Origin of the sequence: Lysinibacillus sp. NPDC097214, assembly GCF_050277945.1 — a bacterium.
Classification (GTDB): Bacteria; Bacillota; Bacilli; order Bacillales_A; family Planococcaceae; genus Lysinibacillus; species Lysinibacillus xylanilyticus_B.
Genome location: NZ_JBNNSS010000003.1, coordinates 276,496 through 289,345 on the forward strand (window position 1 = coordinate 276,496; position 12,850 = coordinate 289,345).

Here is a 12,850-nt window from a genome sequence, read left to right on the forward strand (position 1 = left end):
TAGAAAGATGGTAAGAACATGACTGAACAAGTAGTAAATGTAATAGGCGCAGGTCTTGCAGGCAGTGAGGCTGCTTGGCAAATTGCACAACGTGGTGTGAAAGTTAAACTTTATGAAATGCGTCCAGTAAAGCAAACACCAGCTCACCATACTGATAAATTTGCAGAGCTTGTTTGTTCGAACTCACTACGTGCAAATGGATTAACGAATGCCGTAGGTGTTATTAAAGAAGAAATGCGTATGTTAGATTCTGTTATTATGAAGGCAGCCGATGCATGTTCAGTACCAGCAGGCGGTGCTTTAGCAGTAGATCGACATGAATTTGCAGGCTATGTGACGGAAGCAGTGAAAAATCATCCTCTTGTGGAGGTTGTTCATGAAGAAGTCACTGAAATTCCAGAAGGTATTACTGTTATTGCCACAGGACCACTAACATCGAAAGCTTTAGCTGAAAAAATTCAGGGCTTAACAGGTTTAGATTATCTATATTTCTATGATGCTGCAGCACCAATTATTGAAAAAGATAGCATCGATATGGAAAAGGTTTATTTAAAATCTCGTTACGATAAAGGGGAAGCGGCTTATTTAAACTGTCCTATGACAAAGGAAGAATTTGATCGTTTCCGTCAAGCGTTAATCGAGGCAGAGGTTGTGCCATTAAAAGAATTTGAAAAAGAAATTTACTTTGAAGGCTGTATGCCTATCGAAGTAATGGCTGCTCGCGGTGAGAAAACAATGTTGTTTGGACCGATGAAGCCAGTAGGCCTTGAAGATCCAAAAACAGGGAAACGACCTTATGCCGTTGTCCAATTGCGTCAAGATGATGCAGCAGGAACTCTTTACAATATCGTTGGCTTCCAAACGCATTTAAAATGGGGACCACAGAAGGAAGTACTACAATTAATTCCGGGATTAGAGAATGTTGAAATCGTTCGTTATGGCGTAATGCATAGAAATACTTTCATTAATTCGCCAAAGGTTCTAGAGAAAACTTATCAACTTCGTGAGCAAAAAAATATTTTCTTTGCGGGTCAAATGACGGGTGTTGAAGGATATGTTGAATCTGCTGGTAGTGGATTAATTGCCGGTATTAATGCAGCTCGATTAGCGTTAGGACAAGAGCAAATTGTCTTCCCGTTTGAAACGGCTTTAGGCAGTATGGCGCGTTATATAACAGAAGCACAATCGAAAAACTTCCAGCCGATGAACGTTAACTTCGGAATTTTCCCAGAATTACCTCCAGGACGTCGTTCAAAGCCAGAGCGTGCAGAGATGCATGCTACACGTGCAATAGACACAATTCGTAATTTTGTGAATTCACAAACAATTTGATTGCAAAAAGCCTCTAAAAGTTGGTATACTCTTAGAGGCTTTTTCTTTTTGTAGTAAAATGCTGATTTACACGTGTTTTATTATTTTGTATGGAGATTTTCTCAAAATATAAACATTTCTACTTGCTATATGATGAAGATAGGTATAGTGTCAATATGTATGTTTTCTACATTAACGATACCCAAAGTGACTAACTAAAGAGGATAAACGAAAATTGACATTCTTTTAGCACAGTCGGAACGGAAATCAACCCCTCGTTTATGGTGATGACCCGTAATTTGAGAAGATTATCAATAATTCATTGGTGGTGAATCTTTTAATGTTAGTTTCGTCCCAAGATGCACTTGAACAGTTTATGCTTTATATCCAAATTGAAAAGAACTTCTCTGTTCATACAGTACGAGAATATGAATCGGACCTACTAGATTTTTTAGCGTTTTTGCAAGCGGAGGGCGTAAATGATTTAGCTAGTGTTGAGTATATACATGCACGTCTTTATGTAACAAAGTTGTACGATGAAAAGAGAGCAAGATCATCTGTATCAAGGAAAATTTCCTCTATACGCTCCTTCTTTCGCTTTCTAAATAAACAGTACGGATTAGATGATGGGGCATTTCGATCACTTTATCATCCAAAAAAAGAATCACGTTTACCTAGTTTTTTCTACGAAGAAGAATTGAAGCAGCTATTTGATGCGAATGTCGGCGATGATTTGAAATCATTAAGAAATATGGCTATATTGGAGCTGTTATATGCGACAGGTATTCGTGTAAGTGAGCTCACCTCAATTCAAGTAGAAGATGTTGATTTCCATTATTCGATTATTAGGGTAATGGGAAAAGGGCGAAAAGAACGTATTATTCCATTCGGGCAATTTGCGAGTTTAGCTATGCAGGATTACATAGAACAAGCTCGTCCACGATTGATGAAAAACACAAGTCATCAGCAATTGTTTGTCAACATGCGCGGTGGGGAACTTACTCCACGAGGTGTACGTCATATTTTAACAGAAATGATTGACAAAGCCTCGCTCCACACGAAAATATATCCACATATGCTTCGCCATACTTTTGCTACACATTTATTGAATAATGGCGCAGATTTACGTACGGTGCAGGAGTTATTAGGCCATGCTCATTTAACTTCTACACAAGTTTACACTCATGTAACAAAAGAGCATCTACGTCAAACATATATGAATGCTCATCCAAGGGCATAATAAGCTAAGGAGGAAGGCAAATGGGACAAATTCATGCGACAACGATATTTGCAGTTCATCATAACGGTGGTTGCGCAATGGCAGGTGATGGTCAAGTGACCCTAGGTAATGCGGTTGTTATGAAGGGTACAGCAAGGAAGGTCAGACGTCTGTTTAATGGGCAGGTGCTTGCCGGGTTTGCAGGATCGGTTGCCGATGCTTTTACACTTTTCGAAATGTTTGAAGGAAAGTTAAATGAATACAATGGTAACTTACAACGTGCAGCAGTAGAAGTCGCTAAGCAATGGCGCGGAGATAAAATGCTACGTCAATTAGAGGCTATGCTACTTGTAATGGATAAAAGTACACTCCTTCTTGTTTCGGGTACGGGAGAAGTAATTGAACCGGATGATGGAGTTTTGGCAATTGGTTCTGGGGGTAACTTTGCATTATCAGCAGGTCGTGCCCTGAAAAAATATGCAGGTGATACAATGTCTGCTCGCGAAATTGCAGAAGCGGCATTAGAAACCGCTGCTGGAATCTGTGTGTTTACGAATCATAATATTATCGTGGAGGCGCTTAACTAATGACAAAAAATAATTTAACGCCAAGACAAATTACTGAGCATTTGGATCGTTATATCGTTGGACAAAATGAGGCGAAGCGAGCGGTAGCTATTGCACTACGTAATCGATATCGTCGCTCACTGTTAAGTGATGAGATGAAGGCCGAGGTAATTCCGAAAAATATTTTGATGATTGGACCTACAGGTGTCGGAAAAACAGAAATTGCACGAAGAATTGCAAAGCTAACAAGTGCACCATTTGTGAAAGTAGAAGCAACAAAGTTTACAGAAGTAGGGTACGTTGGACGCGACGTAGAGTCAATGGTACGTGATGTAGTAGAAGCTTCTCATCGTCTTGTAAAAGAAGAAATGATGGAGTCTGTGAAGGACCAAGCAGAAGAATTAGCAAATGAAGCTATAGTTAAGTTGTTGGTTCCTTCATTACGAAAAAAACAGTCCATGCAAAATCCGTTTGAAATGTTATTTGGTGGGAAAGAACAGCAAGCCAATGATGATTCTTCTTCTGAAGAAACTGAAGTGCGCTCCAAACGTGCGCAAATCGCTATCGATTTACGTAATGGTAAATTAGAAAATGAATGGGTTACAGTTGAAGTAACTGAACAAAATCCTTCTATTTTTGATGCGTTACAAGGATCGGGTATGGATATGACTGCAAACAGTGGCATGCAGGATATGCTGTCTAATTTAATGCCTAAAAAGCAGAAGAAACGACGTCTACAAGTGAAAGATGCACGCCGTATTTTAACAATCGAGGAAGCAAATAAGCTCATAGATGCAGACGAAGTTGCACAAGAAGCCATTTTGAGAGCTGAACAATCAGGTATTATTTTTATTGATGAAATTGATAAAATCGCTAGTAAGGATGGTAACTCCTCTGCGAATGTATCGCGTGAGGGTGTGCAACGTGATATTCTGCCGATTGTTGAAGGTTCTACTGTAACGACAAAGTACGGTGCTGTAAAAACTGACTTTATGCTTTTCATTGCTGCTGGAGCATTTCATATGTCGAAGCCGTCAGATTTAATTCCTGAATTGCAAGGTCGATTCCCGATTCGAGTGGAGCTTGAAAAATTAACGAAACAAGATTTTGTACGTATTTTGAAAGAGCCAGACCAATCACTTATTTTGCAATACAAGGCATTATTAGAAACTGAGGGCGTGGAAATAAACTTTACGGAAGACGCGATTGAACGAATTGCAGAAATTGCAACTGAGGTCAATCAGGAGACTGATAATATTGGAGCTCGACGTTTGCACACAATTTTAGAACGCTTATTAGAAGAATTATCGTTTGAAGCTGCTGAAATTGCACCTGCAAATATTCCGATTACTGCTGCATATGTAGATCAAAAACTTGCGGGTATAGTAAAAAACAAAGATTTGTCGCAGTTTATATTGTAAGATAAGGCTGAATAGTTTCATTCAGTTGAAAAAACATTTAGAATATTAGGAAAATACTCTTCGGATTATTTATAGGAGGAACATATAATGAATTTATTAGAAAAAACGCGTAAAATTAACTCGATGCTCCAAGCATCTGCTGGTAAACCGGTGAACTTTAAAGAAATGGCAGATACATTAGGAGATATTATCGACAGTAATGTTTATATTGTAAGCCGTAAAGGGAAGCTTTTAGGTATTTCAATTCACCAACAAATTGAAAACGAACGTATGAAAAAGATGTTCGAAGAGCGTCAATTCCCAGAAGAATATACACATAGCTTGTTTACAATTTCTGAAACATCTTCAAACCTAGATATTAATGACGAACATACTGCTTTCCCAGTTGAAAACAAAGAGCTATTCCAAAATGCATTAACAACGATCGTACCGATTGTTGGTGGTGGTGAGCGTCTAGGTACATTAATTCTTGCTCGTTTATCTTCACAATTCGAGGATGATGATTTAATTTTAGCTGAGTATGGTGCAACAGTAGTTGGCATGGAAATTTTACGTGAGAAATCTGAGGAGATTGAAGAGGAAGCTCGTAGCAAAGCTGTTGTACAAATGGCAATCAATTCTCTTTCATACAGTGAGTTAGAAGCTATTGAACATATCTTTGAAGAACTCGACGGCCATGAAGGTTTACTTGTTGCTTCGAAAATTGCAGACCGAGTTGGCATTACACGTTCAGTAATCGTAAACGCATTACGTAAACTAGAATCTGCAGGTGTAATCGAATCTCGCTCTCTAGGTATGAAAGGTACTTATATTAAAGTACTAAACGATAAATTCTTAAACGCATTAGCTGAAATTAAAATGAAATAATAATAATAAAGAGTCCTTTTGGGGACGGTTAAGGCATCTGGAATAGTTTTATTCCAGATGCCTTTTATCATGTAGAGAAACAAAATGGCGAAGGAAATTTTTGTGAATGTTGTGGCCCTAATATTTCGGTTCCAGGCAGCTTTCTTTCCTATGCCGAGCATCGATCACTTCCTCCGCTTAAGGCCCTATATTAGTATTGCGTATTCGCACATATAACCCTCGTGGCTGTCGCTATACCTTTCGTGCGTAAAACGCCCTGGAAAGCTTTCGTAAGTTTACAAGCGTTTTGTACCGATAGCGAAGCGACAGGTAGAGAAGTCTCCCGCCTCTTTAAGTGGTGGATGAATGCGGATTGAAGCTACTTTTCAACGGTTGACTCCCTGTAAGAGGAGCTCTGGGCTAAGAACTTTACAACCTGCAAAAACGCCTGGGTAGTCCAACGTCGTGCTGTTGCTACGTTACCACTACGCTTTCGCACAAAAAACATTTATTGCAGTCGCTAAGTTAGCACTACGCTTTCGCACCAAAAAACATTTGTTGGCTTAAAGTCTTGTCGGATTATGACACAAAAAGTTCATTGGAAACACGAAGGCATCTGGGATAATCTTGTTCAGATGCCTTTTGTAATTCGACGAAATTTGCGGTAGGTTTTCATCGCTTCGATTATGTCGAACTATGTTTTAGTACTGAATAGGGGGAATTATCTATATTTTAATCCTTTTTCTTGTTTTCTATAGGTATGTTTTCTAACCTCTTAGACGCTAAATATCATTGCTTTATTCCTAAATTTTACTTTTAACATATGTGTACTTTATGCATAAGTAAAAAAAACATATGCTCCAATTGTTACTTGTAAGACAGTATGGAATTACTATTCAGAATTTTATGTAATATCCCAACCTTGGGTTAAAATAGTAAAAAGGAACTCTAATTTAGACATCGTGTCTACTGTTGATTTGTTAAAAAAAGGAATAAAATAGATCCTAAAACCGTAAACACTGTCGTAGTAGTGTAAATTTACTAGTAATGAGATGTGGGCTGTGAAGTCAGTGGGCTCAAGGGATGCAGAAGTATTGTCCTGGTTATTTGTGAACAAAAATGGGTCATTTATACCACCAAAAAGTGACAAAAGACAATAGACACTCCGTATCATCTTAATTACAATTGTAATATTGGATAAAATAAGAAGTACATGAATGAGGTGAGCTTTTTGGATTTGTTTGGAGGAACTATTAGTAGCCTGGAAAATGGACTTTCCTATGCAACTTTGAATCATAAAACGATCGCTAATAACATTGCGAATGTCGATACGCCGAACTATAAGGCGAAAAATGTAAGTTTTAAGGATATGTTGGAGAAAGAAAAACAAATGTCAATTTCGGCATATCGTACTGATAATAGACATTATGATTTCGCGATTCGACAATCAACGCCTGGTGTGAATAATGTTAATGGTTTACGTTATCGAAATAACGGGAATGCCGTAGATATGGATGCTGAACAGACAAAACTTGCGGAAAATCAAATTTATTACAACGCATTAATTGAACGTATGAACGGTAAGTTAAATACTCTAAATACGGTTATTAAAGGAGGTAAGTAATAGATGTCTATTTTTCATGGGATGAATACTACTGCCTCAGCTTTAACAGCACAGCGTTTGCGAATGGATGTAGTTTCTTCAAATATGGCAAACATGGATTCAACGCGCGCTAGACAAGTGAATGGGCAGTGGGAACCATACCGCCGGAAGTCTGTGACGTTTACAGCCCAAGAGGGACAGTTTTCAAAGTTCTTTAATGCCGCACTTGGCAAAAATGCAAAAAGTGGTGTTGGCAACGGCGTAAAAGTTACACAAATAAAAGAAGATAGAGAAACACCTTTCAAACTTGTGTATGATCCAACTCATCCAGATGCAAATGCAGATGGCTATGTAAATATGCCGAATGTAGATCCATTAAAAGAAATGGTAGATTTAATGTCAGCTACTCGTTCCTACGAGGCAAACATAACTGTATTGAATGCAAATAAATCCATGCTGACAAAGGCTTTAGAGATTGGAAGATAAATAAGAGGAAAGGAAGATACATAATGACAATTTCGTCCGTTTCACAAATGACACCTACGCAGGTTGTAAATGAAACAAATAAACTCAATACGACACCTTATGAAGCACAACAGAGCTTTGCGAACTCGTTAAAAGAAGCAATATCGAAAGTTAATGATCAACAAATTACTTCTGATAACCTTACTCAAAAGTTAATTAATGGTGGAGATGTAGAGTTGCACGAAGTGATGATTGCATCACAAAAGGCGAGCATTACATTAAATGCAACAATTGAAGTTCGCAATAAGGTGATTGAAGCTTACCAAGAAATAATGCGAATGAGTGTCTAACTTTATTTGAATAAGCACTATTGAAGTAAAGAATATATCCCATATTTTAAATGAATGATTGATGTGGAGGTTGGGTGACTCCTTAGGGATCACGTAACAGAAGGTGATAGACCTGAAGTGAGACAATAGAAAAATGAAGGCTAAAAGCATCACGTCCTGTGGTGATGCCTTCGTGGCCAACATCCTGATTGCCCCAAATGGTTTATCGGACGCTCCTAGTCGAAACGGAAATCAACCCGTTATGGTGATGATAATGATGAATGGTATGGGATATCACTGTTTTCGCGAATTATTAGATGGATAGGTTGTTCACTATAACCGGAGGATTCATAATGAATGAACGATTGACGAAAATAAAAAACGACACCAGCCAATTTTGGACAAGTCGTAGTAAAAAACAAAAAATTGTAATGATTGGTTCAGTGGTAGGGGTTTTAGCACTTGCTGCCGTTATTACACTTTTTGCTACAAAAATTACATATGTACCACTTTATAAGGATTTATCGACAAGAGAAATCGGACAAGTGAAGGAAGCGTTAGATACCCAAGGTGTAAAATATGAACTTGCACCGGGGGGGACATCGATTTTAGTACCTGAAGAACAAGTTGATTCATTATTAGTACAGTTGGCTTCGGAAGGATATCCGCAAACAGGGTCGATTGATTACTCTTTTGCAAATAGCTCTGGATTTGGTATGACAGATAATGAGTTTAACCTCTTAAAAAAAGCTGCGACTGAAACAGAAATTGCTAAGCTCATTAAAAATCTAGAAGGTGTAAAAGATGCAAAGGTAATGATTAACCTTCCAGAAGAGGGCGTATTTATAAAGGATGTTAAAGAAGAAGCGACAGCATCTATTGTTTTGAATACTGACCCTGGCTATAAATTTACAGAACAACAAATTGCCACTATGTACAATCTAGTTGCAAAAAGTGTTCCAAATCTAAATACGGACAACATTGTTATTTCTAACCAATTTTCTGAGTACTTTGATCTGAATGCTGCGACTACTGATGGAGCTTCAACAACGACAGCTGAGGGTCAGTTACAAGCGAAGAAATTGGTTGAGCGTGACCTACAACGTCAAGTTCAAAATATGCTAGGTACGCTAATGGGACAAGACAAAGTAATCGTTTCTGTGACAACAGACATCGATTTCAAAAAAGAAAATCGTGAAGAAAACCTAGTTACGCCGGTTGATGAAGAGAACATGGAAGGAATCGCGATTAGCGCTCAACGTATTACAGAGCAATATTCTGGAACAGGGGCTGCAGCCACTGGTACACCTGAAGCTGAAACGACGACAGATAATTTCACAACATATAACGAAGGTGTAAATGGTAACGGGGATTACGAACGTACTGAAGAGACAATTAATAATGACGTAAACCGTATACGTAAAGATATCCAAGAGGCACCATATAAAATTCAAGATATGGGGATCCAAGTAATTGTTGAACCGCCGACAGCAACTGACGCAGCAACATTACCGGATGGGATTCGTGAGGATATCCAGCAAATTTTAAGTACTATTGTTCGTACGACGATTTCTAAAGATGTAGCAGCTGAACTTACTCAAGATCAAATTGATGAAAAAGTAGCTGTTTCAGTGCATCCTTTAAATGGTAAAGCAACAGAGACAGCTAGCGAAAAATCTGTTATTCCATGGTGGGTTTGGGTAATCGGCGGCATATTACTTGCTGTTATAGTATTGCTTGCATTCTTCATCGTCCGTTCACGTAAACGTGCACAGGAAGAAGAAGAACTAAGTATCCTAGATGAACAAGAAGAACTAATGATTGAAGATATAAATGAAGAAATTGAAACGGAAGCTACAATGCGTCGTAAGCAGCTTGAAAAAATGGCAAAAGAAAAGCCAGACGATTTTGCGAAGTTACTGCGTAGTTGGATTGCGGAAGACTAACTAGGAGGTTCGGCTGTGTCCAAGAAAGATAAGGAATTAACAGGCAAACAAAAGGCCGCTCTCTTGTTAATTTCATTAGGGCCTGAGGTTTCAGCTTCTGTGTATAAACATTTAACAGAAGAAGAAATTGAACGTTTAACATTAGAGATTTCAAGCGTTAAAAAAGTAGAAGCAAATGTGAAAGAGGAAATTATTGAAGAATTCCACAATATTGCACTTGCGCAAGATTATATTACACAGGGTGGTATTGGTTACGCGAAGACAGTATTGGAGAAAGCTCTTGGAGTAGAACAGGCGCAAACAATTATTAATCGTCTTACATCTTCTTTACAAGTACGTCCCTTTGACTTTGCGCGTAAAGCTGATCCAGCACAAATTTTTAACTTTATTCAAAATGAGCATCCACAAACAATTGCCCTTATTCTCTCTTATTTAGAGGCAGGGCAAGCGGGTGTGATTTTATCTTCATTGCCACAGGAAGTGCAGGCTGATATTGCTAAACGTATTGCTGTAATGGATTCAACTTCACCAGAAGTTATTAGTGAAATTGAATCTGTTTTGGAGCGTAAATTATCATCGACTGTAACACAGGATTACACTGAAACGGGTGGCATTGATGCAGTTGTTGAAGTGTTAAATGGTGTAGACCGACAAACGGAAAAAACGATTCTCGATGCACTCGAAATTCAAGATCCAGAGCTTGCAGAAGAAATCAAAAAACGTATGTTTGTATTCGAGGATATTGTTACGCTCGACAATCGCTCGATACAACGTGTTATTCGTGATTGTGAAAATGAAGACTTATTGCTTTCAATGAAAGTTTCAAGTGAAGAAGTAAAAGATATTATTTTCCGCAATATGTCACAACGTATGGCTGATACATTTAAGGAAGAAATGGAAATTATGGGTCCTGTTCGTCTGCGTGACGTAGAGGAAGCGCAATCTCGAATTGTTGCGGTTATTCGTCGCTTAGAGGATGCAGGTGAGATTATTATTGCACGTGGTGGAGGAGATGACGTCATTGTCTAGAATCATCCGTTCTGTACACACACAGTCCAATGGTGATCATGTCAAAAAGATTCAAATCCGTGAAATGTTTGAGTTGCATGAGATAGAAAATGGAGAAATTCTTCAACCTCAAAAACAGATTACTATAGAAGAAGTGTTAGAAGAGCGCGAGCGCTTACTTGCGGAAGCTAGAGCTACTTTGCAGGCTGAACGTGAAGTTTTTGAACAAGAAAAGCAAATGTTCACCCAGCAATTTGAACATTTAAAGCAAGGTTGGGAAGAAGAACGACCTAATCGAGTGCAAGAAGCTTATGATGAAGGATTTGGTCAAGGCTATGAAGATGGAACAAACAAAGCGAATGAAGCGATGGCACAATCTCTCCAAACGGCCAATGAAATAATCATTCATGCTGGGGAAAATGCTCGAAAATATATTGAAGATCAGGAATCGGTTATTTTAGAGCTAGGCTTAACCGCAGCAGAGCGAATTATTGATGCATCTTTAGAGCGAGACGACGAATTATTTGTGTCAATCGTTCGTAGAGGACTTAAAGAAGCAAGAGAAATGAAAGAAATAAAAATCTACGTTTCACCTACTTACTATGCATTAATTACTGCTAATCGTGATGAACTAGCTGAAATGTTCCCTACTGACGTACCATTCATGATTTTTGTAAATGAGGATTTGGAAAATGACACAGATTGCTATATTGAAACAAATCATGGCCGTATTGTTGTAAGTATTGATGAGCAATTAAACGAACTAAGATTGAAGCTACATGAAATATTAGAAAGTAAGGAATGATCTAGATGAAAACGGCTCAATTAATCGAACAAATTCCTCAAATACCAACCTTTAAAAAGTTTGGTAGAGTAACTAGAGTTGTCGGCTTGATGATTGAGTCGCAAGGTCCAGATAGTTCCATTGGTGACGTTTGTAAAATTTATGTAGAAACTTCTAAAAACGGTCATCAAATTATCTTGGCAGAGGTTGTAGGCTTCAAAGATGAAATTGTCGTCTTAATGCCTTTTACCTCTCTTCGAGAAATATCAATAGGCTGTCTAGTCGAAGGTACAGGGGCACCACTTGAGGTTAAAGTTGGCCCTGAGCTAATCGGTAAGGTACTCGATTCTATGGGGAATCCAATAGATGGAACTGTATTACCGAAAGGATTAATGTCAGTTCCGACAGAGCAGGACCCACCAAATCCACTAACACGCCCACCTATTAATGAAAGACTTGAAGTAGGTGTGAAAGCAATTGATGGCATGCTTACAGTGGGTAATGGACAACGTGTTGGTATTTTCGCAGGTTCTGGGGTCGGTAAAAGTACATTACTCGGTATGATTGCGCGAAATACACAAGCGGATTTAAACGTAATCGCACTAATTGGAGAGCGTGGGCGTGAGGTACGTGAGTTTATAGAGCGAGATTTAGGACCAGAGGGTTTAAGTCGTTCAATAGTTGTTGCCGCCACTTCTGATCAGCCCGCACTGATGCGAATTAAAGGGGCCTTTACCGCAACAGCGATTGCCGAATATTTTAGAAATCGTGGCTTAAATGTCATGTTGATGATGGACTCTGTGACTCGTGTTGCTATGGCGCAGCGTGAGATCGGTCTAGCGACAGGTGAACCACCAGCTCAAAAAGGATACACACCATCTGTTTTTGCCATTTTACCTAAATTGTTAGAGCGCACAGGTACTAATGAGAAAGGCTCTATTACTGCCTTTTATACAGTATTAGTAGATGGTGATGACATGAATGAGCCGATTGCAGATACTGTGCGAGGGATTTTAGATGGTCATATAGTCCTTGATCGAAACCTTGCCAATAAAGGTCAATATCCAGCTATTAATGTATTAAAAAGCGTCAGCCGTTTGATGAATCATGTGGCAGAGCCAGAGCACAAAAAGGCTGCGGAACGATTAAGGGAGCTCTATTATACATATGACAAGTCGGAGGATCTAATTAATATCGGTGCTTATAAGAGAGGGACGTCAAAAGAAATTGATGAAGCTATTTACTATGAACCTCTCATTACCGCTTATTTAAAGCAGGGCTATTTAGATAAAGTGACCCTTAAGGAAAGTATGAATGAGTTAATTTCATTATCGAACGGTGGTGGACATTAG

At 38.7% G+C, this 12,850-nt stretch carries 12 protein-coding genes; all 12 read left to right on the forward strand.

What is annotated here, in order from left to right; translation table 11 throughout:
* Positions 1 to 18: 18 nt before the first annotated feature.
* Positions 19 to 1,332, forward strand: coding sequence for an FADH(2)-oxidizing methylenetetrahydrofolate--tRNA-(uracil(54)-C(5))-methyltransferase TrmFO (gene trmFO / locus ACQKMI_RS08555; RefSeq protein ID WP_427414955.1), 1,314 nt, complete (start codon positions 19 to 21; stop codon positions 1,330 to 1,332).
* Between the two features lie 319 nt (positions 1,333 to 1,651).
* Positions 1,652 to 2,551 (forward strand): tyrosine recombinase XerC, encoded by a 900-nt coding sequence (gene xerC, locus ACQKMI_RS08560; protein ID WP_427414954.1) that lies wholly within the window; start codon positions 1,652 to 1,654, stop codon positions 2,549 to 2,551.
* A gap of 20 nt (positions 2,552 to 2,571) precedes the next feature.
* Positions 2,572 to 3,117 (forward strand): ATP-dependent protease subunit HslV, encoded by a 546-nt coding sequence (hslV, locus tag ACQKMI_RS08565; protein ID WP_323645175.1) that lies wholly within the window; start codon positions 2,572 to 2,574, stop codon positions 3,115 to 3,117.
* A complete protein-coding gene (gene hslU, locus ACQKMI_RS08570) occupies positions 3,117 to 4,517 on the forward strand; it encodes an ATP-dependent protease ATPase subunit HslU (RefSeq protein ID WP_427488158.1) in 1,401 nt (466 codons plus the stop codon). The genes hslV and hslU overlap by 1 nt, the downstream gene beginning before the upstream one ends.
* Before the next feature lie 87 nt (positions 4,518 to 4,604).
* Entirely contained in the window at positions 4,605 to 5,384 is a 780-nt protein-coding gene (gene codY / locus ACQKMI_RS08575; RefSeq protein WP_049668434.1) for a GTP-sensing pleiotropic transcriptional regulator CodY, read from the forward strand.
* 1,210 nt (positions 5,385 to 6,594) lie between these two features.
* Positions 6,595 to 6,987: a flagellar basal body rod protein FlgB gene (gene flgB / locus ACQKMI_RS08580; protein ID WP_323645170.1), complete on the forward strand. Its 393-nt coding sequence runs from the start codon at positions 6,595 to 6,597 to the stop codon at positions 6,985 to 6,987.
* Positions 6,988 to 6,990: 3 nt separating this feature from the next.
* A complete protein-coding gene (flgC, locus tag ACQKMI_RS08585; RefSeq protein ID WP_323645169.1) occupies positions 6,991 to 7,452 on the forward strand; it encodes a flagellar basal body rod protein FlgC in 462 nt (153 codons plus the stop codon).
* A 23-nt stretch (positions 7,453 to 7,475) separates the two neighbouring features.
* The gene (gene fliE, locus ACQKMI_RS08590) at positions 7,476 to 7,781 is read left to right on the forward strand and encodes a flagellar hook-basal body complex protein FliE (RefSeq protein WP_049668437.1); all 306 of its coding nucleotides are present in this window, start codon (positions 7,476 to 7,478) and stop codon (positions 7,779 to 7,781) included.
* Positions 7,782 to 8,113: 332 nt separating this feature from the next.
* Entirely contained in the window at positions 8,114 to 9,706 is a 1,593-nt protein-coding gene (gene fliF / locus ACQKMI_RS08595) for a flagellar basal-body MS-ring/collar protein FliF (RefSeq protein WP_323645166.1), read from the forward strand.
* 15 nt (positions 9,707 to 9,721) lie between these two features.
* Complete coding sequence (fliG, locus tag ACQKMI_RS08600; protein ID WP_323645165.1) at positions 9,722 to 10,735, forward strand: flagellar motor switch protein FliG; 1,014 nt, start codon at positions 9,722 to 9,724, stop codon at positions 10,733 to 10,735.
* Complete coding sequence (gene fliH / locus ACQKMI_RS08605; RefSeq protein WP_427488159.1) at positions 10,728 to 11,519, forward strand: flagellar assembly protein FliH; 792 nt, start codon at positions 10,728 to 10,730, stop codon at positions 11,517 to 11,519. The genes fliG and fliH overlap by 8 nt, the downstream gene beginning before the upstream one ends.
* A 5-nt stretch (positions 11,520 to 11,524) precedes the next feature.
* Positions 11,525 to 12,850 carry a flagellar protein export ATPase FliI gene (gene fliI / locus ACQKMI_RS08610; RefSeq protein ID WP_427488160.1) on the forward strand — a complete coding sequence of 442 codons (1,326 nt, stop codon included), beginning with the start codon at positions 11,525 to 11,527 and terminating at the stop codon, positions 12,848 to 12,850.

Bases quoted from the DNA above. Each gene is read 5' to 3' on its own strand.
- trmFO (WP_427414955.1), top strand. From the start codon at position 19: ATGACTGAACAAGTAGTAAATGTAATAGGCGCAGGTCTTGCAGGCAGT.
- xerC (WP_427414954.1), top strand. From the start codon at position 1,652: ATGTTAGTTTCGTCCCAAGATGCACTTGAACAGTTTATGCTTTATATC.
- hslV (WP_323645175.1), top strand. From the start codon at position 2,572: ATGGGACAAATTCATGCGACAACGATATTTGCAGTTCATCATAACGGT.
- hslU (WP_427488158.1), top strand. From the start codon at position 3,117: ATGACAAAAAATAATTTAACGCCAAGACAAATTACTGAGCATTTGGAT.
- codY (WP_049668434.1), top strand. From the start codon at position 4,605: ATGAATTTATTAGAAAAAACGCGTAAAATTAACTCGATGCTCCAAGCA.
- flgC (WP_323645169.1), top strand. From the start codon at position 6,991: ATGTCTATTTTTCATGGGATGAATACTACTGCCTCAGCTTTAACAGCA.
- fliE (WP_049668437.1), top strand. From the start codon at position 7,476: ATGACAATTTCGTCCGTTTCACAAATGACACCTACGCAGGTTGTAAAT.
- fliF (WP_323645166.1), top strand. From the start codon at position 8,114: ATGAATGAACGATTGACGAAAATAAAAAACGACACCAGCCAATTTTGG.
- fliI (WP_427488160.1), top strand. From the start codon at position 11,525: ATGAAAACGGCTCAATTAATCGAACAAATTCCTCAAATACCAACCTTT.